Source organism: Streptomyces sp. NPDC048481 (assembly GCF_043200075.1).
In the GTDB taxonomy this organism is placed as follows: Bacteria; Actinomycetota; Actinomycetes; order Streptomycetales; family Streptomycetaceae; genus Streptomyces.
This window is the reverse complement of sequence record NZ_JBICXC010000004.1, coordinates 612,724-637,921: the sequence shown is the minus strand read 5'-3', so window position 1 is coordinate 637,921 and position 25,198 is coordinate 612,724. Positions and strand designations below refer to the sequence as shown.

Here is a 25,198-nt window from a genome sequence, read left to right as displayed (position 1 = left end):
AAACGCCCGGTTACATTCCGAACCCGGAAGCTAAGCCTCACAGCGCCGATGGTACTGCAGGGGGGACCCTGTGGGAGAGTAGGACACCGCCGAACTCCTTTTAGAGCTCTGGCTCTTGGGCATACAGCCCGAGGGCCAGAGCTTTTTTGCGTTGGGGTAGGGTCAGGGGGCATCGTTGGCTCATTCTCTACTGGAGGCCCCCGGGTGGAGGTCCAGGAGACCCGCGTTCAGACAGACCGGGTACTCACCATCCCGAACATCCTCAGCATGGCGCGTCTCGTCGGCGTGCCCCTGTTCCTGTGGCTGATCCTCCGACCCGAGTTCGGAGGCCCGCAGAGCGACGGCTGGGCCCTCCTCGTGCTCGCTTTCAGTGGGGTCAGCGACTATCTGGACGGCAAGCTCGCGCGGCGCTGGAACCAGATCAGCAGCCTCGGCCGGCTCCTCGACCCGGCAGCCGACCGGCTCTACATTCTCTCGACCCTGGTCGGCCTCACATGGCGCGAGATTCTCCCGCTGTGGTTGACGGCCGTACTTCTCGCGCGTGAGCTGGTACTGCTGGTGATGGTGGGAATCCTCAGGCGGCACGGCTATCCGCCGCCCCAGGTGAACTTCCTGGGGAAGGCCGCCACCTTCAACCTGATGTACGCCTTCCCGCTGCTCCTGCTCAGTGACGGAAGTGGGTGGTTGGCGTCACTCGCTGCTATTTTCGGATGGGCGTTCGCCGGATGGGGTACAACCCTGTACTGGTGGGCAGGAGTCCTGTACGTGGTACAGGTCCGCCGCCTCGTTCGTGCGGACGCTGTGGCCGACTGACCTCGCCGATTCGCAGCAAAGTGGCTCGATGGCCTGCGGCGTGAAACTGCGGGACAATCTGGACGGGTGAAGTCGGCTAGACCGTCGTCTCTTTAGGAGGACGCTTCCGACATGAAGGCCGTCGTGATGGCCGGAGGCGAAGGCACGCGCCTTCGCCCTATGACCTCGAGCATGCCCAAGCCGCTCCTGCCGGTGGCCAACCGGCCGATCATGGAGCACGTTCTGAGGCTGCTCAAAAGGCATGGGCTCAATGAGACCGTCGTAACCGTTCAGTTCCTGGCTTCGCTGGTCAAGAACTACTTCGGTGACGGCGAAGAGCTCGGAATGGAGCTCAGCTATGCCAACGAGGAGAAGCCACTCGGTACCGCCGGAAGCGTCAAGAACGCAGAGGAGGCGCTGAAGGACGACGCCTTCCTCGTCATCTCCGGTGATGCCCTGACCGACTTCGACCTCACCGAGCTCATCAACTTCCACAAGGAAAAGGGGGCGCTGGTCACCGTCTGTCTGACGCGTGTGCCGAATCCGCTGGAATTCGGTATCACCATCGTCGACGAAGAGGGCAAGGTCGAGCGCTTCCTGGAGAAGCCGACCTGGGGCCAGGTCTTCTCGGACACCGTCAACACCGGTATCTACGTCATGGAGCCCGAGGTCTTCGACTATGTCGAGGCAGACGTGCCCGTGGACTGGTCCGGTGACGTCTTCCCGCAGCTCATGAAGGAGGGCAAGCCGGTCTACGGCTTCGTCGCCGAGGGCTACTGGGAGGACGTGGGCACGCACGAGAGCTACGTGAAGGCCCAGGCCGACGTCCTGGAGGGCAAGGTCGACGTCGAGATCGACGGCTTCGAGATCTCGCCGGGCGTGTGGGTCGCCGAAGGGGCCGAAGTGCACCCGGACGCCGACCTGCGCGGGCCGCTCTACATCGGCGACTACGCGAAGGTCGAGGCCGGAGCGGAAATCCGGGAACACTCGGTCATCGGGTCGAACGTCGTCGTGAAGAGCGGCGCCTTCCTGCACAAGGCCGTCGTGCACGACAACGTGTACGTCGGGCAGCACAGCAATCTGCGTGGCTGCGTCGTCGGCAAGAACACCGACATCATGCGGGCCGCCCGGATCGAGGACGGCGCCGTCATCGGCGACGAGTGCCTGATCGGTGAAGAATCGATCGTGCAGGGCAATGTGCGGGTCTACCCGTTCAAGACCATCGAAGCCGGCGCGTTCGTCAACACCTCGGTGATCTGGGAGTCGCGCGGGCAGGCCCACCTCTTCGGCGCGCGCGGGGTGTCCGGCATCCTGAACGTCGAGATCACACCGGAACTGGCCGTGCGGCTGGCCGGCGCGTACGCGACGACCCTGAAAAAGGGGTCCACCGTCACCACGGCCCGTGACCACTCCCGCGGCGCCCGGGCGCTCAAGCGGGCGGTGATCTCCGCGCTGCAGGCCAGCGCCATCGACGTAAGGGACCTGGAGAACGTCCCGCTGCCCGTGGCGCGGCAGCAGACCGCGCGCGGAAGCGCCGGCGGGATCATGATCCGCACCTCGCCCGGCGTGCCGGACTCCGTCGACATCATGTTCTTCGACAGTCAGGGCGCCGACCTCTCGCAGGGCAGCCAGCGCAAGCTGGACCGCGTGTTCGCGCGGCAGGAGTACCGGCGCGCGTTCCCGGGTGAGATCGGGGACCTGCACTTCCCCGCCAGCGTCTTCGACTCATACACCGGATCGCTGCTGCGGAACGTGGACACGACCGGGATCGCGGAGTCCGGGCTGAAGGTCGTCGTGGACGCCTCCAACGGCAGCGCCGGTCTGGTGCTGCCCAGCCTGCTCGGCAAGCTCGGGGTGGACTCGCTGACGATCAATCCGGGTCTGAACGAAGCGCGGCCCACGGAGACCGGCGACCAGCGCCGCTCCGGGCTGGTGCGGCTCGGGGAGATCGTGGCCTCCTCGCGGGCCGCGTTCGGCGTGCGGTTCGACCCGGTCGGCGAGCGGCTCTCGCTCGTCGACGAGAAGGGGCGGATCATCGAGGACGACCGCGCCCTGCTGGTTCTGCTCGACCTGGTGGCCGCCGAACGGCGCAGCGGGCGGGTCGCCCTCCCGGTGACGACGACGCGCATCGCCGAGCAGGTCGCCGCCTATCACGGGACCCAGGTCGAATGGACGACGACGTCGCCCGACGATCTCACCCGGGTCGGACAGGACGAGACCACCATTTTCGGCGGTGACGGCAAGGGCGGATTCATCGTCCCGGAGTTCAGCAGCGTCTTCGACGGCACGGCTGCCTTCGTGCGGCTGATCGGGCTCGTGGCCCGTACGCAGCTCACGCTCAGCCAGATCGACGCGCGAATCCCGCGCGCGCACGTCCTGAAGCGGGATCTGGCGACCCCGTGGGCCGTCAAGGGGCTTGTGATGCGCAGGGTCGTCGAAGCGGCCGGAGATCGCTTCGTGGACACCACGGACGGGGTCCGGGTGGTGGAGACCGACGGCCGCTGGGTGATGGTGCTGCCCGACCCGGCCGAGGCCGTCACCCATCTGTGGGCCGAGGGGCCGGACGACGCGTCCGCGCAGGCTCTGCTCGACGAGTGGGCCGCGGTCGTGGACAGCGCCGGCCGCTGAACCCTGCACACGCGTGTGCCGGACAGGTGTCCCCGAGGGGGAGCCTGTCCGGCACACGCGTGTGGGGCCGTTCGGAGGTACGGGACGCGACGTGCGACGATGTGCGGCATGCCGCAGCCGCCCCCCGTTCGGAGCACACCCGCGCGCGTGTCGCGTCCGGACGCCTCCATGTCGCTGCTCACCAACGTGATGGACCACAGCCTCGACGACGGTTACGCCGAGGCGGCCGCGCGCAAGGCGACCGAGGGTGCCGGGGCTCTGCCGAGGACGGCGCGGGCGAAGCTCGTGCTGGCCGCGGGGCTGGTGCTCGCGGCCCTGGTGGTCACCGTGGGCGCGGTGCAGGCGCGGGTCGCGGCTCCGGTCGTCGCCAAGGAGCGTGAGGAGCTGATCGACCGCATCGACCGGGAGACCGAGGCGGCCGACAACCTGGAGAGCACGGTCGACAAGCTCCGCGACGACGTGAGCACCCGGCAGCGGAAGGCGCTCGAGCACAGCGGCGGCGGCGAGCGGGCGGACCTGGTGGGGATCCTGGCCGGTGCCGTCGAGGTGCACGGTCCCGGGGTGAAGCTGGTGGTGGACGACGCCAAGGAGGCCAGCTCGGGCGGTGGCGGCGGCCCGCGTGAGACCGCGGGCTTCTCCGACACCGGCCGCGTTCGTGACCGTGACATGCAGCGGGTGGTCAACGGTCTGTGGGCCTCGGGCGCCGAAGCCGTGTCGATCAACGGACAGCGGCTGACGGCGCTGTCGGCGATCAGGGCCGCGGGTGAGGCGATACTGGTCGACAACAAGCCGCTCGTGCCGCCGTACACGGTGCTGGCGGTGGGGGACGGGAAGAACCTGAGTACGCGGTTCCAGGACAGCGCGGACGGGCTGTACCTGAACGCTCTGCAGGAGAACTACGGGATCCGGACGGCCATCTCGGTGGTGGACGACGTCCGGCTGCCCGCCGCACCGAGTGTGATCGTACGTACAGCGCAGCCGAGAACTGAGAAGGACGCATCGTGATCGCCGTACTGGGCCTCGTCGTGGGAGTCGTGGCCGGACTGTTGGTCCAGCCCGAGGTTCCGGCAGCCGTCGTGCCGTATCTGCCGATCGCCGTGGTGGCGGCGCTGGACGCCGTGTTCGGTGGACTGCGGGCCATGCTCGACGGCATCTTCGACGACAAGGTGTTCGTGGTGTCGTTCCTGTCGAACGTGGTGGTGGCCGCGCTGATCGTCTTCCTGGGCGACGAGTTGGGCGTGGGATCGCAGCTGTCGACGGGTGTGGTCGTCGTCCTCGGAATCCGGATCTTCTCCAATGCCGCGGCGATCCGCCGGCACGTGTTCAGGGCGTGACGGGCATGGGGAACCAGGACGAGCACGACGACACGCCCGGGTACCGGCTGCGCAAGGAACTGCCCGAGGAGGTTCCCGCGGCCGCGCCCGCGGACGACACGGCCGCGGAGCCGGCGGAGGCCGCGCTGACCGGCCGGCAGCGGCTGGTGCAGGGGCTGTGGCCGCCGCGTGTCACGCGAGCCCAACTCATCGTCGCCCTGCTGCTTTTCGGTCTGGGCTTCGGTCTGGCCGTCCAGGTCGCGTCCAACAGCGACAGCGGCAACGCCCTGCGCGGCGCGCGTCAGGAAGATCTTGTTCGCATCCTCGATGAACTCGGGGACCGAACTCAGCGTCTTGAGGACGAGAAGCAGGGCCTCGAGAAGCAGCAGCAGGAGTTGGAGAACAGCTCCGACCAGGCGGAAGAGGCCCGCAAGCAGACCGTCGAGAAGGAGAGGCAACTCGGCATTCTGGCGGGGACGGTCGCCGCGCAGGGGCCGGGCATCACGATGACGATCGAGGACACGAAGGGGACGGTCGAGGCGGACATGCTGCTCGACGCGATCCAGGAGCTGCGTGCGGCCGGGGCCGAGGCGATCCAGGTGAACGGCGTGCGCGTGGTCGCCGGGACCTTTCTGACCGAATCCGGCAAGGGCGTCAGCGTCGACGGGAACAAGATCAACGCGCCCTTTCGTTTCAAGGTCATCGGCAACCCGCAGGATCTCGAGCCGGCGCTGAACATCCCGGGAGGTGTGGTGCAGACTCTGGAGAAGGAGCAGGCCACCGCGACCGTCGAGCGTTCCGACAAGATCGTCGTGGACGCCTTGCGAGCAGCGAAGCGGCCTGACTACGCTCGGTCGTCGGACCGGTGACCCGGGTGTGCTTGGGCGACGTCGGGCAGGGGCATGAGGTTGCGGGGGGTCGACGCACCGATCGGGTGGTGCGTGGTGGAAACTGTCTGGTGGGCACGGACGTTGTGAAGGTGTCCGGGTCGACCGGTGTAATCAGTCAGGGTTCGTCCTGCCCCACGGGCGGGTCTGTTTCGGTCAAGGGGAATCGCCCGTGAAGTTGTTTGCGAAGTTGTTCGGCAAGAGCGCGCGAGAGGGTGGCGAGAACGCGACCGCCCGTCATCGTGCACAGCCCGACGCGGAAGGCCAGCGGCCGCTGTTCAGGGACCAGGTGGGTGGTCAGGGCAGCGACATTTCCGGTGGTCAGGGCGCGGCGTCTGTTGACCCTGCACAGGCCGGCGGCATAGGTTTCGGCCAACCGTCAGCCTCGAGTGCGGGTGGAGGGTTTTCCCCTATGTCGGCCCTGGTGTGTACGAGGTGCGGTAACCGCAACGCGGAGAACAGCCGGTTCTGCTCCAACTGCGGAGCGCCGCTGCGTCCCGGCGTGACGCCCGAGCGGGCGTCGGAGACGACGTCCACGATCTCCATCTCGGGTCTCGAGGCCTACGACGCTGAGGTCACCGGCCAGACGCAGCTGCCGGCGCTGTCTCCCGAGGCGCAGGCCGCGGTCGACGCGCTGCCGCTGGGGTCGGCGCTGCTGGTGGTGCGGCGTGGCCCGAACTCGGGCAGCCGTTTCCTGCTGGACGGCGACCTCACGACGGCCGGCCGGCACCCGCAGAGCGACATCTTCCTGGACGACGTGACGGTCTCCCGTCGGCACGTGGAGTTCCGGCGCAACCCCGACGGCACGTTCAGGGTCGCGGACGTCGGCAGCCTGAACGGCACGTATGTCAACCGCGAGCGGATCGACGAGGTCGCTCTGTCGAACGGTGACGAAGTGCAGATCGGAAAGTACCGGCTGGTCTTCTACGCGAGCCAGCAGGGCTACTGACCCGCCCCCGGGCGCTGCCCGGGGGGATTCCCCAGGGAAGGTCCATGCTTCGAACACCGAGGGGCGGTGCCGGACACGGCACCGCCGCCACGGACGGCGACCCGATGAGCATCGGCGCGGTGCTGAACGCGTTGCGTGACGAGTTTCCCGAAGTGACCGTCTCCAAGATCCGTTTCCTGGAGTCTGAGGGGCTCGTCGAGCCGCAGCGGACCCCTTCGGGGTACCGCAAGTTCAGCGCGCGGGACGTCGAACGCCTCGGCCATGTGCTGAGGATGCAGCGGGACCACTATCTGCCGCTCAAGGTCATCCGTGAGCATCTGGACGCCATGGAACGCGGTGAGGCCGCGCCACTGCCCACCGTGGGCCGACAGCGCGACGGCGAGACCGCCGTGGAGCCGTCGGACGGCCCCACCGTCGCCCGCCTCGGCCGCTCCGAGCTGCTGGCGGCCGCGGGGATCGGAGAGCGCGAACTCGAGGAGTGGGAGTCGTACGGGCTCGTCGTGCCGCTGGAGGGCGGGGTCTACGACGCCGAAGCCGCCACGGTGGCCGCCCTCGTCGCCGAGCTTGGCCGCTTCGGGATCGAGCCGAGGCACCTGCGGGTGATGAAGGCCGCCGCCGACCGGGAGGCCGGGCTCGTGGACCAGGTGGTGGCTCCGCTGAAGCGTCACCGCAACCCGCAGACGAGGGTCCTGGCGGAGGCCCGCACCAAGGAGATCGCGGGGCTCACGGTGCGGCTGCACACGGCATTGGTGCAGACCGCGCTCGGGGTGCGGCTGCCCTGAGCGGGCGGCCGCGCCGGGTACGGATCGGTCACCCGTTCCCGGCCCGACTACCCAAACGTCCCGGGCACGGCCTAGGGTTGCTGTGTGAACGAGCTCGATGTCGTAGGTGTCCGAGTCGAGATGCCCTCCAACCAACCGATCGTGCTGCTGCGTGAAGTGGGAGGCGACCGCTACCTTCCCATCTGGATCGGACCGGGTGAGGCGACGGCGATCGCCTTCGCCCAGCAGGGCATGGCTCCCGCACGGCCGCTGACCCACGATCTGTTCAAGGACGTGCTGGAGGCCGTCGGCCAGGAGCTCACCGAGGTGCGCATCACGGATCTGCGCGAGGGCGTCTTCTACGCGGAGCTGGTCTTCGCCAGCGGGGTCGAGGTGAGCGCGCGGCCGTCGGACGCCATAGCGCTGGCGCTGCGCACCGGAACGCCGATCTACGGCAGTGACACGGTGCTCGACGACGCGGGGATCGCCATCCCGGACGAGCAGGAGGACGAGGTGGAGAAGTTCCGCGAGTTCCTCGACCAGATCTCGCCCGAGGACTTCGGCACCAGCAACCAGTAGGCGGCAGACGTGAGCCGAGGGCGTCCCGTAGCGGGGCGCCCGCTCTGTTTCCGGCAAATGCCGGGGGCCACTGAGAGCGTCCTACGGCTGGTTCTCAGCGCATTCGGCTAGCCTTTCCCCGCGGTGGGGTACGGGAAACCACTCCTAGGGTGATTATCACTCGGCGTGCCGAGTGTGGCGATCGTTGACGCACCCCTGGTGACTGCCTACCGTCGAGAAGGCAGTTCAAGGACGGAGGTCGGCGTGAGAAGCAGCGGCGACGGTACGGCTGGGGGTGCCCCCGGACTCGGTGTCGGGGGAAGCGGTCCGTACCCTCCCCCGAGCTCTCGGTTGCGCCCGGGCGCGGGTTACCCGCACCAGGCGGGCGCGGCCGATCACGCCCCCCATCGGCCGGCGGCCGTGCCGAGCGGCGAAGGGGCGGCGTCCATGGCGTCCGAGCAGATCGGCTACCGCGGTCCGACGGCCTGCGCGGCAGCGGGCATCACTTACCGCCAACTGGACTACTGGGCCCGCACCGGGCTCGTCGAGCCGAGCGTGCGGCCCGCGCACGGATCCGGCACCCAGCGGCTGTACAGCTTCCGGGACGTCGTCGTCCTGAAGATCGTGAAACGTTTCCTGGACACCGGGGTGTCGCTGCAGAACATCCGCAGCGCCGTCCAGCACCTGCGCGAACGCGGGTTCAGCGACCTGGAGCGCATGACGCTGATGAGCGACGGCGCGACCGTGTACGAGTGCACCTCGCCGGACGAGGTCCACGCCCTGCTCCAGGGGGGGCAGGGTGTCTTCGGGATCGCCGTGGGCGTGGTGTGGCGGGACGTGGAGAGCGCGCTGTCGCAGTTGCACGGGGAGCGTGTGGACACGGGGGAGACGCTCGTCGGGCACAATCCGGCGGACGAGCTGGCGCGTCGGCGCAACCGCGCCGTCTGACGCCCTCCGGCGCGTCGGAGCGACCGGGCGGCCCGAGGCGGGTCCGGGTCCGGGGCGCCGGCGGCAATGGGGGCACGCCGTTGTCAGTGGCGTGGTGCAGCATCGGACATGTGAGAAACGCGCCCACCGTCCTGCATCTCGACATGGATGCCTTCTTCGCCCAGGCGGAGCAGGCGTCCAAGCCGAGTCTGCGCGGGAAAGCCGTGGTCGTGGGCGGTCTGGGGCCGCGCGGGGTGGTGGCGACCGCGTCCTACGAGGCGCGTGTCTTCGGAGTGCACTCCGCGATGCCGATGGCGCAGGCGCGCCGCCTGGCGCCCAACGCCGCCTATCTCGTGCCGCGCTTCGCGTTCTACCGGTCGATCAGCGAGCAGGTGATGGGGCTCCTGCGGGCGCTTTCGCCGCTGGTCGAGCCGCTGAGCCTGGACGAGGCGTTCGTGGATCTGGAGGCCGGTGAGGCCGCCTGGGACAGCGACTCCGCACGGCTGGCCGGCATCCGGCTGCGAGGGGAGATACGGGCGGTGACCGGGCTGACCGGTTCGGTGGGGCTGGCCTCCTGCAAGATGCTCGCCAAGATCGCCTCGGAGCAGGCCAAACCCGACGGCCTGGTGCTGATCGAGCCGGGCACCGAGCGGGCCATGCTCGGCCCCCTGTCCGTGCGCACGCTGCCGGGGGTCGGCCCGGCCACGGGCGACCACCTCCGGCGCGCCGGCATCACCACGGTCGACGAGATCGCCGAAGCGGGTGAGGACGAGCTGGTGAGGCTGCTGGGCAAGGCGCACGGGCACGCCCTGTACGCCATGGCGCTGGCGCGGGACGACCGGCCGGTGGTGGCCGAGCGTGAGACCAAGTCGGTGTCCGTCGAGGACACCTACGACGTGGACATCCACGACCGGACGCGGGTCGAACTGGAGGTGCACAGGCTCGCGGACCGGTGCGTGCGCAGGCTGCGCGGGGCCGGTCTGTCCGGGCGGACCATCGTGCTGAAGGTGCGGCGCTACGACTTCTCCACGCTCACCCGGTCCGAGACGCTGCGTGGGCCGACCGACGATCCCGCGGTGGTCCGGGAGGCGGCGGCGCGGCTGCTGGAGGCCGTGGACACGACCGGCGGCGTGCGGCTGCTGGGGGTCGGCGTCAGCGGCCTGGCGGACTTCACCCAGGAGGACCTGTTCGCCCAGGCCGCGGAGGAGCGTGCGGACGGGCCCGAGGAGGAACCGGCCGGTGAGCCCGTCGTCGAGGAGGCGGCGCCGGCCGAGCACCAGTGGCGGCCCGGGCACGACGTCCGGCATGCCGAGCTGGGACACGGGTGGGTGCAGGGCAGTGGGCTCGGCCGGGTGACGGTGCGTTTCGAGACGCCCGAGTCGGAGCCCGGGCGGGTGCGGACCTTCCGGACCGACGATCCGGGGCTGGAGCCCGCGGATCCGCTGCCGCTGGTGCGGCGAGGACCGGCCGCGGCCGGCGGGCCGCAGGCCGCCGGAGTGGCCGGTCCGGATCTGGGGCTCACGGGATGGGGATCCGGGAACTCTCGGTGAGACCGGTCAGTTACATAGAGTGAGGGCGAGTGGGTCGTCCGGAGGACGCCGGACGGTGTGTCGGGACTCGTGAGGGACGGCGGTGCCGGGCGGCGGGGCCGACAGGGGAGGGGGAGCAGGATGGACGTCGACGGGGAGCGGCTCGCGGAGCGGGCTGCCGGGGTGTCGCCGCAGCGGGCTGCCGAGATGGGTTCGGTGCAGGACAGGGTGGCCCGGTGGGCCGCCGGTCGCGGCGACGCGGCCGGTCTGCTGCTCGTCGGGTCGTGTGCGCGAGGGGCGGCGCGGGCCGGCTCCGACGTCGATCTGCTCCTGCTGTCGACGGCACCGGACGGGTACGCGGCCGACGACGCCTGGCTGCGGGAGCTGTCCCTGGGCGAGGTCGTGCGGGTCCGTGCCTGGGGGCCGCTCACCGAATGGCGGCATCGCACCGCGTCCGGTCTGGAGGTGGAGCTGTGCATCGGCCCCGTCGACTGGGCGAGAACCGATCCGGTCGACGCCGGTACACGGAGAGTCGTCACGGACGGAGCCCGGCCGCTGTACGACCCGGCCGGGATGCTGGGGGCGCTGATACGGGCCTGCGGCTGAGCGCTCAGCCGTCGTCCGTGCCGGCCAGATGCCCGAAGTCGCGGTCGGGCAGCGGGGGCGGGCTGCCGAGGTCGAGACCGTAGTGGTGGTAGAGCTGGAGTTCCTGCTCCGGGGAGAGGTGGCGGCCCACGCCGAAGTCCGGCGCGTCCTTGATCAGGGCCCGGTCGAACGGGATGCGCAGGGCGCCCTCGACCAGCTCGCTGGGCTCCAGAGGGACGAAGGCGTCGCGGGAGAACAGACCCGTACGTATGGCCGCCCACTCCGGCACGCCGGTCGCATCGTCCAGGTAGACCTCGTCGACGGTGCCGATCTTGGTGCCGTTGCGGTCGAACGCCTTGCGGCCGATCAGGTTGCGCGGATCGATGTCGGTCTGCACGGGCCCTCCACTGGGTCGCAACTCATCCGTTAGCACTACAAAAGGGCACAATGGGATCGGCGGCCACTCGAGAGGGTGATGTTGACCTCGCTGGTAGTCTGACAACGGCTGCTGACCCCGTGCGGGAGAGTCCTCCGAACGACATCGGAGGCGCCGAAGGAGCAAATCCTCCCCGGAATCTCTCAGGCTCACGTACCGCACGGACGAGGTCACTCTGGAAAGCAGGGCGGGGTATCGACGGCGTCGACGGTCCCCGCTCTCACCGACGGTGAAAGCCGGGCGTCCCTGGGGCGGCCGGTGAAGCTCTCAGGTTGAGATGACAGAGGGGGAGGCCGTCCGGGTACCCGCGCCGTGGTGACCCACGAAGGTCGTGTCAGACCAGGAGGCCTCCGTAATGACCGCCCATCGCATTCCACTCTCCGAACTCGAACAGGGAATCCCGTTCGAGCAGCGCCATGTAGGACCCGATCACGAGGCGCAGGCCAAGATGCTCGCGCACGTGGGCTACGGCTCGCTCGACGAGCTCACGGCCGCCGCGGTCCCGGACGTGATCAAGAACGCCGACGCGCTGGACCTGCCCGGCGCGCGCACCGAGGCCGAGGTGCTGGCCGAGCTGCGCTCCCTGGCGGATCGCAACCAGGTCCTCGCCCCGATGATCGGGCTCGGCTACTACGGCACGTTCACGCCGCCGGTCGTCCTGCGCAACGTCATGGAGAACCCCGCCTGGTACACGGCCTACACGCCGTACCAGCCGGAGATCTCGCAGGGCCGGCTGGAGGCGCTGCTGAACTTCCAGACCATGGTCGCCGACCTGACCGGACTGCCGACGTCCGGTGCGTCGCTGCTGGACGAGGGCACGGCCGCCGCCGAGGCGATGGCGCTCTCGCGGCGGATGGGGAAGAACAAGAAGGGCCTCTTCCTCGTCGACGCGGACGCGCTGCCGCAGACCATCGCCGTGATCGAGACGCGCGCTGAGCCGACCGGAGTCGAGGTCGTCGTCGCCGATCTCAGCGACGGGATCCCTGCGGAGATCGCCGAGCGTGAGATCAACGGCGTGCTGGTGCAGTACCCGGGAGCCTCCGGCGCCGTCCGTGATCTCGGGGCGCTGGTCGAGCAGGCCCACGGTCTGGGCGCGCTCGTCACGGTCGCCGCGGACCTCCTCGCGCTGACGCTGCTGAAGTCGCCGGGCGAGCTGGGGGCGGACATCGCCGTCGGCACCACCCAGCGGTTCGGGGTGCCCATGGGCTTCGGCGGACCGCACGCCGGTTACATGGCCGTCCACGAGAAGTTCGCGCGCAGCCTGCCCGGGCGGCTCGTGGGCGTGTCCGTCGACGTGGACGGCAACAAGGCCTACCGGCTCGCGCTTCAGACGCGTGAGCAGCACATCCGGCGGGAGAAGGCCACCAGCAACATCTGCACGGCGCAGGTGCTGCTCGCGGTCATGGCGGGGATGTACGCCGTCTACCACGGGCCCGACGGGCTGCGGGGGATCGCCCGGCGCACGCACCGGTACGCCGCCGTCCTCGCCGCCGGGCTCCGGGCCGGCGGGATCGACGTCGTGCACGGCTCCTACTTCGACACGCTGACCGTGCGGGCGCCGGGGAAGGCCGCGAAGGTCGTCGCCGGGGCGCGCGAGCACGGGGTGAACCTGCACCTCGTCGACGCCGACCACGTGTCGGTCGCCTGTGACGAGACGACCGGACGGGCGCAGCTGGCCGCGGTGTGGGCCGCGTTCGGCGTGACGGGCGACGTCGAGGCGCTCGACGAGGTCACCGAGGACGCGCTGCCCGCCGGTCTGCTGCGGTCCGACGCGGTCCTGACGCACCCCGTCTTCCACCGGTACCGCTCCGAGACGGCGATGCTGCGCTACCTGCGCCGCCTCGCCGACCGGGACTACGCGCTCGACCGGGGCATGATCCCCCTGGGCTCGTGCACCATGAAGCTCAACGCGACCACCGAGATGGAGCCGGTCACCTGGCCCGAGTTCGGGCAGATGCACCCCTTCGCGCCTGCCGAGCAGGCCGAGGGCTACCTGACGCTCATCCGTGAGCTGGAGGAGCGGCTCGCCGAGGTCACCGGGTACGACAAGGTGTCGTTGCAGCCGAACGCCGGGTCGCAGGGCGAGCTGGCCGGGCTGCTCGCCGTGCGCGGCTACCACCGGGGCAACGGCGACGAGCAGCGGACCGTGTGCCTGATCCCGTCCTCCGCGCACGGGACCAACGCGGCCAGCGCGGTGATGGCGGGCATGAAGGTCGTCGTCGTGAAGACCGCCGAGGACGGCGAGATCGACGTCGAGGACCTCCGCGCGAAGATCGAGAAGCACCGGGACGAGCTCGCGGTGCTGATGATCACCTACCCGTCGACGCACGGGGTGTTCGAGGAGCACGTCGCCGACATCTGCGCTCAGGTGCACGAAGCCGGCGGGCAGGTCTATGTCGACGGCGCGAACCTCAACGCGCTGGTCGGGCTGGCCAAGCCGGGGCACTTCGGCGGTGACGTCTCCCACCTGAACCTGCACAAGACGTTCTGCATCCCGCACGGCGGCGGCGGTCCGGGCGTCGGCCCGGTCGCCGTACGGTCGCACCTCGCGCCCTACCTGCCCAACCACCCGCTCCAGCCCGCCGCGGGCCCGGAGACCGGCGTGGGACCGATCTCCGCGGCTCCCTGGGGTTCCGCGGGGATCCTGCCGATCTCCTGGGCCTATGTGCGGCTCATGGGCGGCGAGGGCCTCAAGCGGGCCACCCAGGTGGCGGTGCTCAGCGCGAACTACGTCGCCAAGCGGCTGGAGCCGCACTACCCCGTGCTCTACAACGGGCCGGGCGGACTGGTGGCGCACGAGTGCATCATCGACCTGCGGCCGCTGACCAAGGCGACCGGCGTGAGCGTCGACGACGTCGCCAAGCGGCTGATCGACTACGGCTTCCACGCGCCGACGATGTCGTTCCCGGTGGCGGGGACGCTGATGATCGAGCCGACCGAGTCCGAGGACCTCGTCGAACTGGACCGGTTCTGCGACGCGATGATCGCGATCCGCGCGGAGATCGAGAAGGTCGGCTCGGGCGCATGGCCGGCCGAGGACAACCCGCTGCACCACGCCCCGCACACCGCCGCCGCCCTGGGCGGGGAGTGGGAGCACGCGTACTCGCGTGAGGAGGCCGTCTTCCCGGCCGGGGTGTCGGCCGCCGACAAGTACTGGCCGCCGGTGCGCCGGATCGACCAGGCCTTCGGTGACCGGAACCTGGTCTGCTCGTGCCCGCCGCTGGACGCGTACGAGGACTGATCGAGTATGACGACGCCCGCAGGGCCCCCTCCACGGCGGAGGGGGCCCTGCGGCCGTTCGCGGGGCCGGTGGCTCCGTCGGCGTGCGAGTGACCGCGCCGCTCGCGCCGTGTGAGCCACGCAGGCCCACGTCTGCCCGCCGTCCCTGCCCGGCGCCCTGCCGCCCCCGCTCACCGCGCGCTGTTCCCCGCCCTGCCGTTCGCTGGTTCCTGTCGGCCCGGGTGGGAAGAGACCGTCCCGCCGCAGAAGCAACCGTCTCCGCCGCACCGGATCGCGCGCGGGCCGACGCGTGTGCTGCCGGTCCCGCTCGCCGGGCGGGTCGCGGTGCGCTCTATGCCGTCGCCACGGCCACCTCGGTCGCCTTGATCAGCGCCACTACGTCGGAACCCACGAAGAGTCCCAGGTCGGTCGCCGCCTCCTTGGTGATGACCGCGGTGAGCCGGGCGCCCTCCATCGTGATCTTCACCGAGGCCATGACCTCGCCGACGGTGAGTCCGGTGATCGTGCCGGGGAGCCGGTTGCGGATCGACAGCCCTGCGACCTGCCCGGCGGCCAGGGCCACCTCGGTCGACTTCACCAGGGCGTGCACGGCGGTGCCCGGGGCGAGACCGAGCTGGTTCGCGGCCTCCAGGGTGATGGCCGCCATGAGGTCCTGGCCTCCGTCGAGGCGGATCCTGACGGTGGCCATGACCTCGCCGGTCTGGACGGCGGTCACGGTGCCGGGGAGCTGGTTGCGGATGCTCATGGTCATGAGCGCCACCGTAGAGCCCTTGGTGCCTTATGACTGGTATGCGGGTTTATGTGCCGTGAGCGACCCCGGCCGGGAAGCGGTCGCCAGGTCCCGGCCGGAATGCTCCCGCCGACGTGCGGTTCCTCGGGCGGTTTCGGCCATCGGGCGGGCGGCGGGCATCGGTGTGAGCGGAGGGTGACGCTCGGGGGTGCGCATGCCGGGCAAGGGAAGCACCCGCTTCTGTCGGTGCTGGTCGCGGGCCTGTCGGAGCCGGCAGCCGGAGCACTCAGCGTCACGTCAGGCGGGGGAAGGGGTCCCGACCGGTGTCCATCTCGGCGCACTTCGGTTCCGTAATGTTCGCCAGACGATCCGAATGTTTCGATGTGATCAAGGGCCGCTGCTCAAGGCGCTCTTCGAACTGGCCTCCATATTGCCTGCGTTCAAGGGGTTGCCTCGCGTTGGAGGGTGTCTCTAGGGTGCGGCTGCAGCGAAGCTTTCTGGATCTCGTTCGAAACTTTCGATCTATCAAGGAGCGCATGATGGGCGACCCGGCACTCTCCCGCCGCGGCTTTCTGGCGGCCTCCGCCGCGGCCGGTGTCAGCATGACGGCACTGAGCGCCTGCGGCGGCGACTCGGACGGAGGGTCGTCGGGCGGAACGACCACCATCGAGTGGTGGAACATCTCCACCACTCAGCCGACGAAGGACGTCTGGGCGGCGCTGGCCAAGCAGTTCGAAGCGCAGAACCCCAAGATCAAGGTGAAGATCGTCCAGCTGGAGAACGACGCCTACAAGTCGAAGATGACGGCGTTGACGGCCTCCGGGAAGCTTCCCGACATCTTCCACACCTGGGGCGGTGGCGTCCTGCGGCAGCAGGTCGACGCCGGGCTCGTCGAGGACCTGACCGACCGGACGAAGGGCTGGGGCGAGAGCCTGCTGTCGGTCGCCCGGGAGCCGTACCTGATCGACGACAAGTCCTACGGCGTCCCGTTCGACATCGGCATGATCGGATTCTGGTACAACAAGGCGCTCTTCAAGAGGGCCGGCGTCGCCGCGCCGCCCACCACGTGGAGCGGCTTCCTCGACGCCGTGCGCAAGCTGAAGGCCGCCGGCATCACGCCGATCGCCCTGGCCGGCAAGGAGAAGTGGCCGGGCATGTACTACTGGGCGTACCTCGCGATGCGCACCGCGGGCGTCGACGCCCTGCGCAAGGCGGGCGAGGACAAGGACTTCACGGGCGACGGGTTCGTGCAGGCCGGACAGCATCTGCAGGAACTCGTGGACCTCCAGCCGTTCCAGAAGGGCTACCTCGGGGCGGCCTACTCCAGCCCCACCGGTCAGGCCGCGGCCGTCGGCAACGGCAAGGCGGCGATGGAGCTCATGGGCCAGTGGGCGCCGGTCGTGGAGGCCGACGCGGGCAAGGGGCTCGGCGCGAACCTCGGGTTCTTCCCGTTCCCGGCGGTCGACGGCGGCAAGGGCGTCATCACCGAGGTGTTCGGCGGAGGCGGCGGGCACGCGCTGCGCAAGGGCGCCCCGCAGGCGGCCGTCGACTTCCTGAAGTTCTTCGCCTCCGCCGCCACGGACACCACCCTGGTCAAGAAGACCGGCGTGCTGCCCGTCGTCCCGGCCGCGGAGAGCGCACTCACCGACCCCAACATCAAGGCCGTCCAGGCGCAGCTGAAGGGCGCCACAGGCTTCCAGCTGTATCTGGACCAGGCGTACGCGCCCGCTCTCGGCCAGGAGGTCAACGACAGCGTCGCGGCTCTGATATCCGGCTCGAAGTCGCCCCAGCAGGTCGCCCAGTCGATCACCAAGGTCGCGAAGGAAGAGCAGTAGCCGGCGATGACCTCCACCTTCCTCCCGGACAAGCGCAGCGGTCCGGACATCACGCCCGCCCCTCCCGTCGCCGGCGCGGGCCGGGGACGGGCGCGGCGGCGGGCGCTGCACTGGCTCACCGCCGTCGCCTTCCAGGTGCCGGCGCTGGCGCTGTTCGGCACGCTCGTGCTGCTGCCGATGCTGTTCGCGCTGTACGCCGCGTTCTTCCGCTGGGGCGGCTTCGGCATGCCCGAGGACTTCGTCGGCGGCGACAACTTCACCCGTCTCTTCCAGGACCCGGTGTTCCTGGGCGACCTGTGGCGCTGCCTGCTGCTGGTGGGCCTCTCGCTGGTGCTGCAACTGCCGTTCGCGCTCGCCCTGGCCGTCGCGCTGAACCAGCGCATCCGCGGCCGGGCCGTGTACCGGATGCTGTTCTTCGCGCCGTACATCCTCTCCGAGGCGATCACCGGCGTGCTGTTCAGCATGATCTTCGCCCCGGACGACGGCCTCGCCGACCATGTGCTGGGGGCCGTCGGTCTGGACGGGGTGGGCGGGCAGTGGTTCGCCGACCCCTCCACCGTCATGGCGACCCTCTTCCTGGTCATGACGTGGAAGTACTTCGGCTTCCACATGATGCTCTACCTGGCCGGACTCCAGTCCATCCCGGCCGAGTTGACCGAGGCGGCCCTGATCGACGGAGCGGGCCCCTGGCAGCGCTTCCGCAACGTCACCCTGCCGCTGCTCGCGCCGACCCTGCGCATCAGCGTGTTCCTGTCCGTCATCGGCGCGATCCAGCTCTTCGACCTGGTGTGGGTCATCACCGCGGGCGGGCCCGACCACCACTCGGAGACCCTGGCCGTGACCATGTTCCAGTACGGCTTCAAGCGCTACCAGGTGGGCTACGCCAGCGCCATCAGCGTGGCCATGTTCGGCATCTGCCTCGTCTTCGCCCTCGCCTACCAGCGGTTCGTGCTCCGCCGCGACCTCCAGGGCGCCACCACGACCATGCGAGGAGGCGGCTCGTGAGCGTCGTCAAGACCGGTCCCGCGGCCCGCGGGACCGACCGGGGATCCCGCCGCGGCGACCGGGCGGCGCCCGCGGGCGGCCGGGGCGTCCGGTCCCTGCCGCTGCACCTGGTGCTCGGGATCGCCGGCGCGGTGATGGCCGTACCGCTCGTCTACGCGGTGCTGTCCGGCTTCAAGTCCACCGACCAGCTCTCCCGCAACCCCATCGGGCTGCCCGACCCGTGGGTCCCCTCCAACTACACCGACATCCTCGGCTCCGGCTCGTTCTGGCAGCTGGTCGGCAGCAGCACCCTCATCGCGGTGGGGACGACCGTGGTCGTCGTCGCCGTGTCCGCGCTCGCCGCGTTCTCCTTCGCCCGGTTCGCCTTCCGCGGGCGGGAGGTGCTGTTCACCCTGTTCACGATGGGGCTGATGTTCCCCTTCGCGGTGGCGGCGCTGCCCCTGTTCCTGCTGCTGCGCTCCTTCGGCCTGCTGGACAACCCGCTCGGCGTGATCCTGCCGCAGGCGGCGTTCGGACTGCCGGTGACCATCGTCATCCTGCGCGGCTTCTTCCGGGAGATCCCCGCCGAGCTGGAGGAGGCGGCCACCCTGGACGGCTGCGGGCCGCTCGGCTTCTTCTGGCGGATCCTGCTGCCCATGGCCAGGCCGGCCCTCGGCACGGTGTCCGTCCTCGCCGTCGTCGGCAGCTGGAACAACTTCCTCCTGCCGCTGCTGGTCTTCAACGAGCCCACCTGGTGGACCGTGCCGATCGGCGTGCAGCAGTTCCAGGGCCAGTACTCCGCCGAGTACGCCCGCGTGTTCGCCTACCTCGTCCTCGCCATGGTCCCCGCCCTGGCCTTCTACTCCGTCGCCGAGCGCCAGCTCGTCGGCGGTCTCGCCGCCGGCGCCACCAAGGGATGACGCGCGCCCGCGGACCGTACGGCTCACACCCACCCGACGTGAGGAGTCGCACCATGCCCAGAACAGCAGTCCGTACCCGGCTCGGGCTCGCCGGAGCCCTCGCCGCCGTGCTCGTCGCCGCCGGGGCCGTCGCCGGGCCGGCCGCCCAGGCGCACGAGCGGCCGGGCCACGGGAAACCGCAGCCCAGCCTCGCCGAACTCGCCCAGCGCCACGGACGCTACTTCGGCAGCGCCACGGACAACCCCGAACTGACCGACGCCGCCTACACGAAGATCCTCGGCCGCGAGTTCGACATGATCACCCCCGGCAACGGCATGAAGTGGTACGCCACCGAGCCTCAGCAGGGCGTCTTCGACTGGACGGCCGGCGACGAGATCGTCGCCCTCGCGCGCGGCCACCGCCAGAAGGTCCGCGCCCACACCCTCGTCTGGCACAGCCAGCTGCCCGACTGGGTCACCGGCAGGCAGTGGACGCCGACCGAGCTGCGCGCCGTCCTGAAGAAGCACATCCAGACCGAGGTGCGCCACTACCGGGGGAAGGTCTACTCCTGGGACGTCGTCAACGAGGCGTTCAACGAGGACGGCACCTACCGGGAGACGGTGTTCTACAAGACGCTCGGCCCCGGCTACATCGCCGACGCCCTGCGCTGGGCCCATGAGGCCGACCCCAGGGCGAAGCTCTACCTCAACGACTACAACATCGAGGCCGTCGGCCCCAAGAGCGACGCCTACTACGCCCTGGCGAAGGACCTGAAGGCCCGGCACGTCCCGCTGGACGGCATCGGCCTCCAGGCCCATCTCGCCCTGCAGTACGGCTATCCGACGACGCTCCCGGACAACCTGCGGCGGTTCGCGCGGCTCGGCCTGGACACCGCCCTCACCGAGGTCGACGTGCGCATGCTGATGCCCGCGACCGAGGAGAAGCTGGCCCAGCAGGCCGACTGGTACCGGGATCTGACGACGGCGTGTCTCACGGTGCGGCGCTGTGTGGGCGTCACCATCTGGGACTTCACCGACAAGTACTCGTGGATCCCCGCCGTGTTCCCCGAGGAGGGGGCCGCACTGCCCTGGGACGAGCAGCTGGCGCCCAAGCCGGCCTACCGGGCGATCCGGGAGGCGCTCAACTAGCCGCGCGCGGCGGCGCGGTGCTCGATCGCACCACCAGCTCCGTGCCCAGTTCCACCCGCGGCGAGTCGGGGCGCTCGCCGCGGGCCAGGCCGAGGACCGTGCGGGCGGCGAGCTTGCCCATGTCGGCGAGGGGCTGGCGGACCGTCGTCAACGGCGGGGCCGACCAGCGCACTTCGGGCAGGTCGTCGAAGCCGACCACGCTCATGTCCTCCGGGGCGCGCAGTCCGCGCCGGCGCAGCGCCTCGATCGCGCCGAGGGCCATCTGGTCGCTCGCCGCGAACACGGCGGTGGGCGGTTCGGGCAGGTCCAGCAGGGCGGTGCAGCCGGTGAACCCCGACTCGGGGCGGAAGTCGCCGGGGACGACGAGGTGTTCGTCGACGGCGAGGCCGGCGGCCTCCAGGGCCGCGCGGTACCCGTCGAAACGGGCCCGTGAGCACAGCAGTCTGGGCGGGCCGGCGATCAGGCCGATCCGGCGATGGCCCAGCGACAGCAGGTGTTCGGTGGCCGCGAGGCCGCCGGACCAGTTGGCCGCGCCGACGGTCGGGGTGTCGTCGGCGGGGGACCCCATCGGGTCGACGACGACCAGCGGGACGCCGAGGATGCGCAACTGCTCGTGCAGGGGGGGTTCCAGCGCCGAGGTGACGAGGACGACGCCGTCGGAGGCGCGGGAGCGCAGGTTGCGCATCCATTCGCGGGCGTCGCCCGTGCGGCCGTGGATCGCCGAGACCACCGTGCCGGCGCCGGCCGCGTGGGCGACCTCCTCGACGCCCCGGATGATCTCCACGGCCCAGGGGCTGTCGAGGTCGTTGAAGACCAGGTCGATCAGTGTGGCGCGGGCCGGGGAGGCGGCGGGACGCTTGCGGTAGCCGTGCAGACGCAGCAGGTCCTCGACCCTGGCGCGGGTCTGCGGGGAGACGTCGGAGCGGCCGTTGACCACGCGGGACACGGTCGGCACGGAGACCCCGGCCCGGCGGGCTATCTCCGTGATCGTGACTCTGCCTCCGGACGCGGGCGCCCTGTCCTGTGTCGTCACTTCCTCCACCTCCGTCACCGCGCTCCGGCCGCCGCGCCGAAACTTCCAGGAGTCTTCCGGAAAACGTGCCGCCGTGGGAAGACGTCCGGAGCGGCGGCCGGGAGGCCGAAGAGCGACGGCGACCCGACGACGACGCGACGACGGGAATGCGACGGGAGGAGGAGCTTTCGGGGGTGGCTCCGGGGGGGGGGCGGAGCGGCGGGCGCACTCGCCGCGGAGCCGGGGGACTACGGGGAGTGAAGGGGCGCGGACACGCGTCGGGGCCGGTGCGCGGAGGGACCCGCGGCCGGCCCCACAGGGCTGCGGACGGCGGTCCCGCGCCGTCCGCCGGGATTCAGGCGGCGGTCACGACCCGGTGGGGGGCGATGACCCGGCCGTCCGGCAGGAGCTCACCGGTGTCCTCGAAGAGCAGGACGCCGTTGCACAGCAGGCTCCAGCCCTGTTCAGGGTGGTGCGCCACGAGACGGGCGGACTCCCTGTCGGCCGAGGTCGCTGACGGGCACGGTGGCTGGTGCTGGCACATGGATGGGAACTTCCGCTCTTGCGTGATGAGTGAGGTGGATGACGTGTCGGTGGTGTCTGTCACGCGGCTTGAAGCGTCGTTCATGGCCGCCCCCCGTTGTGATAAGTCGTCGGAACCCAGTGTTGCCCCACGGAGGTCGTTCCGCAGGGATTTCGCGGCACCGCTTCTCACAGGTTCATGACGCGTCACCCACGCGGGCGGTTCATCCCAACCGCACTGTCCCTTCGGGTGGTTTCCGGTGGCCGGATGGGGCTAGTCCGACCGGCCCGGCCCGCCCGGTCCGCCGCGTCCGGCAGGGCCGTACCCCGTCGCCGGGGCCGCGGCGGCGGGGTACGGGACTCGGGATGTCGGGCGCGAGGCGGGGCGGGCCGGTACGGGACGGGTCAGGCCGGTGAGCCGAGGAGCGGCGGAGGCGCCGGGGCCACGCGGAGCGTGAGCACCGGGAGGAGTTCGGCGACGCGGTGCGGGCGGTGGGCGGCGATGCCGGGGGGCGCCGGGGCGAGCGGGATCAGCAGATCGGTCGGGTCGGGGCGTCCGGTGGTGCCGTCGGAGGCGCAGTCGCCGTGCAGCCAGAGGGTCAGCATGTAGAGCCCGGGCACCGAGAGCAGCCGGGCCTGGTACGGCTGGGCCGCCGACTCGGCCTGACGCAGGGCGCGTTCGGTGGAGGCGATGTAGGGGCCCTCGAAGAAGTGCGAGAACGTCCAGCCGTCCGGGGTGAGCCGGGTCTCGGCCGCGGCCACGGCGCGCTCGTCGCAGCGGATGAGGAAGCGCCAGCCGGCGAGCCGGGTCTCGGCCACGCCCTGCGCGCCGATCGCGTCCAGTACGTGCAGGGGCAGCGGATGGTCCGGGACGGCCTCCTGCCGGGCGGTGCGCAGGGCGGGCGTGCGAACCTCACGGACCGCGGTGGGGGAACCGAGTGCTGTGAGGACGGAGCGCAGGGCGGGCGCGGGAGCCGGGGGGACATGCAAAGGCATGGTGGGTCGCCTCTCATTCGACAGGCACGGTGGCGCGAGGGCGGGGGCGGACGGCGCTGTCAGCTAGCTCTCGGGGGGTCGGAGAGGCGGGGGCCGGGCCTGAGGGCTCGGGTGCGCGAGCGGCCTGCCGTCACTTCGACGACAGGCTCCTTCGACCGTGGGCGCCAACCTTCTCTGCCTTGTCCGCGGAGTTTATACGACATGTGTTCAGGCAGTGTTTCGTCTAGTCGATCCGCGGATATTCGGCAAGGGTTCATCCGGTCGGCGATACGCGGAAATCGTCCCGGTTCAGCGGGGGGTATGCGGTGGTGACCTCGCGTTATGCGCGCGTAGCGGTCGGCCCATTCTCGTCGGCGTTTTTCACGAGACCTCGATGAGTGAAAGGGCCCTCTGCCGCATGCCCCCGGAATGTGCCATGGGAACGCGGCGCACGGATTTCGGTCAGCGTAGCGGGTCCCGGGTGCGGCCGGGGACGTTATCGATGCGCCGGGCTGGGCATCATCCTTCCTGTCAGGGACACCCGGCGGCAGGAGACGGACGGCCGCCGCACGAGGAGGGACGCTTCGATGGGCGAGAAGGTCGTGGCAGGCGCATTCGACCTGTCCGATCGTCAGCACTACCGGGACAAGCTCCGACGGTGTCTGACGGGGCTCGAGCGACTGCTGGCCCAGAAGCGCTTCGACCGCCCCAAGAACCTCATGGGACTTGAGATCGAACTGAATCTCGCGGGCGCGGACGGTCAGCCGAAAATGTTGAACGGCGAGGTACTGGAGAGGATCGCGAGCCGGGATTTCCAAACAGAACTCGCCATGTTCAACCTGGAAGTCAACATAGCCCCACACCGATTGGGCGGCCGGGTATTCGACCGGCTCGCGGAGGAAATCAGCACGTCGCTGGCATATGCCCATCGAAAGGCGGGCGAGGTCGACGCCGGAATCGTGATGATCGGTATTCTGCCGACGCTCGACCGTGACGACCTGGTGTCGACCAACCTTTCCGACGTCGACCGTTACACCCTCCTCAACGACCAGATCGTCGCCGCGCGCGGCGAGGACTTCGCCCTGGAGATCGACGGGGTCGAGCGGCTGTCGTGCACCTCGAAGTCGATCGTGCCCGAGGCGGCCTGCACCTCCGTGCAGCTGCACCTCCAGGTCACGCCCGCCCGCTTCCCCGCGGTGTGGAACGCGGCGCAGGCGGTGACCGCGCCGCAGATCGCCCTCGCCGCCAACTCCCCCTTCCTGTTCGGTCACGAGCTGTGGCGGGAGTCGCGTCCCCCGCTGTTCCAGCAGGCCACCGACACCCGGCCGCCGGAGCTCCAGGCGCAGGGCGTACGGCCGCGGACGTGGTTCGGGGAGCGGTGGATCAGTTCCGCCCACGAGCTGTTCGAGGAGAACCTGCGCTACTTCCCGCCGCTGCTGCCGATCTGCGACGACGAGGACCCGCTGGAGGTCCTGGACGCCGGCGGGGTGCCCTCGCTCGCCGAACTCGTACTGCACAACGGCACGGTGTACCGCTGGAACCGGCCCGTCTACGGCATCGCCGACGGCGTTCCGCACCTGCGGGTCGAGAACCGGGTCCTGCCCGCCGGGCCGACCGTGACGGACGTGATCGCCAACGCGGCCTTCTACTACGGCCTCGTGCGGTCGCTCGCGGAGGAGTCCCGGCCGGTGTGGTCCCGGCTGCCGTTCGAGACGGCCGCCGCCAACTTCGAGGCGGCCTGCCGCGACGGGATCGACGCACGCCTGCAATGGCCCCGGCGGGGCCGGCTCGGCGGCCTGGTCGAGGTGGACGCGGTGAGCCTCGTCCGGGACGAGCTGCTGCCGCTGGCGGAGGCGGGGCTGGACGCGTGGGGCGTGGAGCCCGCCGACCGCGACCTGTACCTGGGCGTCATCGACGAGCGCTGCCGGCGGCGCGTCAACGGCGCGACCTGGCAGGTGGCCACGTTCCACCGGGCGTTGGAGACGGGGCTGTCCCGCGAGGCGGCGCTGGCCGCGACCACCCGGCGGTACGCGGAGCTGATGCACCTCGGCGAGCCCGTCCACACCTGGCCCGTGGGCACGCCGGAACCCGCCGCCCTGGGGTGAGCCGGCGGAGCCTCCGCGCAGCCTCGACGACGTGCCACGTCCAGGGACGGCCGTCGGCAGCCGGGCGCGGCCGACGCTCCCGGCGCCGCGCGACGTCCACGGGCGGCCGCTCGTGCCCGGACCCGGCTGACATCCCCCTGCGTCAACAGGACCCGGCCGCCGTTCACGCCCTGTCGGGCGGAGCGGATCTGGCTGTGCCCTCGCGCAGGGGGTTCGGGCAGCCGGGCCGGGGCGGAGCGGCGGCCGAACGACGGCGGAAGCGCGCCGGAGCTGCGGAACAGAGGAAAGGGCGGGGGGAGGCGGGTGCTCCTTGCCGTCCCGGCTCCCGCGCCCCGTCGAGGGCGACGCGCCCGCCCCCCGCCGGGGGGCCGTCACGGTGGCGG

General features: G+C 70.5%; 22 protein-coding genes, 1 rRNA gene and 1 riboswitch. Of the genes, 18 read left to right on the top strand and 5 right to left on the bottom strand.

Going from position 1 to position 25,198, the window contains the following annotated elements:
* From rrf to ACGFSH_RS16925, 12 genes are all read left to right on the top strand, one after another.
* Positions 1-95: ribosomal RNA gene (rrf, locus tag ACGFSH_RS16980) — 5S ribosomal RNA — on the top strand; the annotation flags it as partial.
* A gap of 109 nt (positions 96-204) precedes the next feature.
* Complete coding sequence (locus ACGFSH_RS16975; RefSeq protein ID WP_109000976.1) at positions 205-813, top strand: CDP-alcohol phosphatidyltransferase family protein; 609 nt, start codon at positions 205-207, stop codon at positions 811-813.
* 111 nt (positions 814-924) lie between these two features.
* Positions 925-3,420, top strand: a complete 2,496-nt coding sequence (locus ACGFSH_RS16970; protein WP_393349135.1) for a sugar phosphate nucleotidyltransferase — start codon at positions 925-927, stop codon at positions 3,418-3,420.
* Positions 3,421-3,588: 168 nt separating this feature from the next.
* Positions 3,589-4,425: a DUF881 domain-containing protein gene (locus ACGFSH_RS16965; protein ID WP_393349189.1), complete on the top strand. Its 837-nt coding sequence runs from the start codon at positions 3,589-3,591 to the stop codon at positions 4,423-4,425.
* Positions 4,422-4,754, top strand: a complete 333-nt coding sequence (locus ACGFSH_RS16960; RefSeq protein WP_020133151.1) for a small basic family protein — start codon at positions 4,422-4,424, stop codon at positions 4,752-4,754. The genes ACGFSH_RS16965 and ACGFSH_RS16960 overlap by 4 nt, the downstream gene beginning before the upstream one ends.
* A 5-nt stretch (positions 4,755-4,759) precedes the next feature.
* Positions 4,760-5,602 carry a DUF881 domain-containing protein gene (locus ACGFSH_RS16955; RefSeq protein ID WP_393349133.1) on the top strand — a complete coding sequence of 281 codons (843 nt, stop codon included), beginning with the start codon at positions 4,760-4,762 and terminating at the stop codon, positions 5,600-5,602.
* A gap of 82 nt (positions 5,603-5,684) precedes the next feature.
* Positions 5,685-6,569 (top strand): FHA domain-containing protein, encoded by an 885-nt coding sequence (locus tag ACGFSH_RS16950; protein ID WP_393349187.1) that lies wholly within the window; start codon positions 5,685-5,687, stop codon positions 6,567-6,569.
* A 44-nt stretch (positions 6,570-6,613) separates the two neighbouring features.
* Positions 6,614-7,351 carry a MerR family transcriptional regulator gene (locus tag ACGFSH_RS16945; RefSeq protein ID WP_393349131.1) on the top strand — a complete coding sequence of 246 codons (738 nt, stop codon included), beginning with the start codon at positions 6,614-6,616 and terminating at the stop codon, positions 7,349-7,351.
* 84 nt (positions 7,352-7,435) lie between these two features.
* Positions 7,436-7,909 (top strand): bifunctional nuclease family protein, encoded by a 474-nt coding sequence (locus tag ACGFSH_RS16940; RefSeq protein ID WP_004934251.1) that lies wholly within the window; start codon positions 7,436-7,438, stop codon positions 7,907-7,909.
* Positions 7,910-8,152: 243 nt separating this feature from the next.
* The gene (locus tag ACGFSH_RS16935; protein ID WP_329407743.1) at positions 8,153-8,836 is read left to right on the top strand and encodes a MerR family transcriptional regulator; all 684 of its coding nucleotides are present in this window, start codon (positions 8,153-8,155) and stop codon (positions 8,834-8,836) included.
* A gap of 110 nt (positions 8,837-8,946) precedes the next feature.
* On the top strand, positions 8,947-10,365 hold the full coding sequence (locus ACGFSH_RS16930) for a DNA polymerase IV (protein ID WP_393349129.1): 1,419 nt from the start codon (positions 8,947-8,949) through the stop codon (positions 10,363-10,365).
* Positions 10,366-10,485: 120 nt separating this feature from the next.
* A complete protein-coding gene (locus ACGFSH_RS16925; protein ID WP_393349127.1) occupies positions 10,486-10,950 on the top strand; it encodes a nucleotidyltransferase domain-containing protein in 465 nt (154 codons plus the stop codon).
* Between the two features lie 4 nt (positions 10,951-10,954).
* Here the strand turns inward: ACGFSH_RS16925 and ACGFSH_RS16920 are convergent, their stop codons facing one another.
* Positions 10,955-11,326: a PRC-barrel domain-containing protein gene (locus ACGFSH_RS16920; protein ID WP_393349126.1), complete on the bottom strand. Its 372-nt coding sequence runs from the start codon at positions 11,324-11,326 to the stop codon at positions 10,955-10,957.
* A gap of 112 nt (positions 11,327-11,438) precedes the next feature.
* A riboswitch (glycine riboswitch) is annotated at positions 11,439-11,534 on the top strand.
* Positions 11,535-11,720: 186 nt separating this feature from the next.
* On the opposite strand from ACGFSH_RS16920, the gene gcvP reads away from it, so the two are divergent.
* On the top strand, positions 11,721-14,606 hold the full coding sequence (gene gcvP, locus ACGFSH_RS16915) for an aminomethyl-transferring glycine dehydrogenase (protein WP_393349124.1): 2,886 nt from the start codon (positions 11,721-11,723) through the stop codon (positions 14,604-14,606).
* A gap of 330 nt (positions 14,607-14,936) precedes the next feature.
* Here gcvP and ACGFSH_RS16910 read toward each other — a convergent pair whose 3' ends face one another.
* The gene (locus ACGFSH_RS16910; protein ID WP_393349122.1) at positions 14,937-15,356 is read right to left on the bottom strand and encodes a molybdopterin-binding protein; all 420 of its coding nucleotides are present in this window, start codon (positions 15,354-15,356) and stop codon (positions 14,937-14,939) included.
* A 518-nt stretch (positions 15,357-15,874) separates the two neighbouring features.
* Between ACGFSH_RS16910 and ACGFSH_RS16905 the strand changes: the two genes are divergently transcribed.
* From ACGFSH_RS16905 to ACGFSH_RS16890, 4 genes are all read left to right on the top strand, one after another.
* Positions 15,875-17,170, top strand: coding sequence for an extracellular solute-binding protein (locus ACGFSH_RS16905; RefSeq protein WP_393349120.1), 1,296 nt, complete (start codon positions 15,875-15,877; stop codon positions 17,168-17,170).
* Between the two features lie 6 nt (positions 17,171-17,176).
* The gene (locus ACGFSH_RS16900; protein ID WP_393349119.1) at positions 17,177-18,175 is read left to right on the top strand and encodes a carbohydrate ABC transporter permease; all 999 of its coding nucleotides are present in this window, start codon (positions 17,177-17,179) and stop codon (positions 18,173-18,175) included.
* A gap of 134 nt (positions 18,176-18,309) precedes the next feature.
* Positions 18,310-19,074 carry a carbohydrate ABC transporter permease gene (locus ACGFSH_RS16895; protein WP_351369512.1) on the top strand — a complete coding sequence of 255 codons (765 nt, stop codon included), beginning with the start codon at positions 18,310-18,312 and terminating at the stop codon, positions 19,072-19,074.
* Positions 19,075-19,127: 53 nt separating this feature from the next.
* The gene (locus ACGFSH_RS16890) at positions 19,128-20,201 is read left to right on the top strand and encodes an endo-1,4-beta-xylanase (RefSeq protein WP_393349117.1); all 1,074 of its coding nucleotides are present in this window, start codon (positions 19,128-19,130) and stop codon (positions 20,199-20,201) included.
* Here ACGFSH_RS16890 and ACGFSH_RS16885 read toward each other — a convergent pair.
* From ACGFSH_RS16885 to ACGFSH_RS16875, 3 genes are all read right to left on the bottom strand, one after another.
* Complete coding sequence (locus tag ACGFSH_RS16885) at positions 20,194-21,234, bottom strand: LacI family DNA-binding transcriptional regulator (protein WP_393349115.1); 1,041 nt, start codon at positions 21,232-21,234, stop codon at positions 20,194-20,196. The genes ACGFSH_RS16890 and ACGFSH_RS16885 overlap by 8 nt on opposite strands.
* 334 nt (positions 21,235-21,568) lie before the next feature.
* The gene (locus ACGFSH_RS16880; protein ID WP_329407725.1) at positions 21,569-21,757 is read right to left on the bottom strand and encodes a DUF5999 family protein; all 189 of its coding nucleotides are present in this window, start codon (positions 21,755-21,757) and stop codon (positions 21,569-21,571) included.
* Between the two features lie 383 nt (positions 21,758-22,140).
* Positions 22,141-22,731: a hypothetical protein gene (locus ACGFSH_RS16875; protein ID WP_393349113.1), complete on the bottom strand. Its 591-nt coding sequence runs from the start codon at positions 22,729-22,731 to the stop codon at positions 22,141-22,143.
* Between the two features lie 566 nt (positions 22,732-23,297).
* Between ACGFSH_RS16875 and ACGFSH_RS16870 the strand changes: the two genes are divergently transcribed.
* Positions 23,298-24,815, top strand: a complete 1,518-nt coding sequence (locus ACGFSH_RS16870) for a glutamate--cysteine ligase (RefSeq protein WP_393349111.1) — start codon at positions 23,298-23,300, stop codon at positions 24,813-24,815.
* Positions 24,816-25,198 lie beyond the last annotated feature (383 nt).

What these genes read in the sequence shown, in the direction of transcription:
- ACGFSH_RS16970 (WP_393349135.1), top strand. Translation starts at nt 925, where the DNA reads ATGAAGGCCGTCGTGATGGCCGGAGGCGAAGGCACGCGCCTTCGCCCT.
- ACGFSH_RS16965 (WP_393349189.1), top strand. Translation starts at nt 3,589, where the DNA reads ATGTCGCTGCTCACCAACGTGATGGACCACAGCCTCGACGACGGTTAC.
- ACGFSH_RS16955 (WP_393349133.1), top strand. Translation starts at nt 4,760, where the DNA reads ATGGGGAACCAGGACGAGCACGACGACACGCCCGGGTACCGGCTGCGC.
- ACGFSH_RS16945 (WP_393349131.1), top strand. Translation starts at nt 6,614, where the DNA reads ATGCTTCGAACACCGAGGGGCGGTGCCGGACACGGCACCGCCGCCACG.
- ACGFSH_RS16925 (WP_393349127.1), top strand. Translation starts at nt 10,486, where the DNA reads ATGGACGTCGACGGGGAGCGGCTCGCGGAGCGGGCTGCCGGGGTGTCG.
- gcvP (WP_393349124.1), top strand. Translation starts at nt 11,721, where the DNA reads ATGACCGCCCATCGCATTCCACTCTCCGAACTCGAACAGGGAATCCCG.
- ACGFSH_RS16910 (WP_393349122.1), bottom strand. Translation starts at nt 15,356, where the DNA reads ATGACCATGAGCATCCGCAACCAGCTCCCCGGCACCGTGACCGCCGTC.
- ACGFSH_RS16905 (WP_393349120.1), top strand. Translation starts at nt 15,875, where the DNA reads ATGGGCGACCCGGCACTCTCCCGCCGCGGCTTTCTGGCGGCCTCCGCC.
- ACGFSH_RS16900 (WP_393349119.1), top strand. Translation starts at nt 17,177, where the DNA reads ATGACCTCCACCTTCCTCCCGGACAAGCGCAGCGGTCCGGACATCACG.
- ACGFSH_RS16895 (WP_351369512.1), top strand. Translation starts at nt 18,310, where the DNA reads ATGGCCGTACCGCTCGTCTACGCGGTGCTGTCCGGCTTCAAGTCCACC.
- ACGFSH_RS16890 (WP_393349117.1), top strand. Translation starts at nt 19,128, where the DNA reads ATGCCCAGAACAGCAGTCCGTACCCGGCTCGGGCTCGCCGGAGCCCTC.
- ACGFSH_RS16880 (WP_329407725.1), bottom strand. Translation starts at nt 21,757, where the DNA reads ATGTGCCAGCACCAGCCACCGTGCCCGTCAGCGACCTCGGCCGACAGG.
- ACGFSH_RS16875 (WP_393349113.1), bottom strand. Translation starts at nt 22,731, where the DNA reads ATGCCTTTGCATGTCCCCCCGGCTCCCGCGCCCGCCCTGCGCTCCGTC.
- ACGFSH_RS16870 (WP_393349111.1), top strand. Translation starts at nt 23,298, where the DNA reads ATGGGCGAGAAGGTCGTGGCAGGCGCATTCGACCTGTCCGATCGTCAG.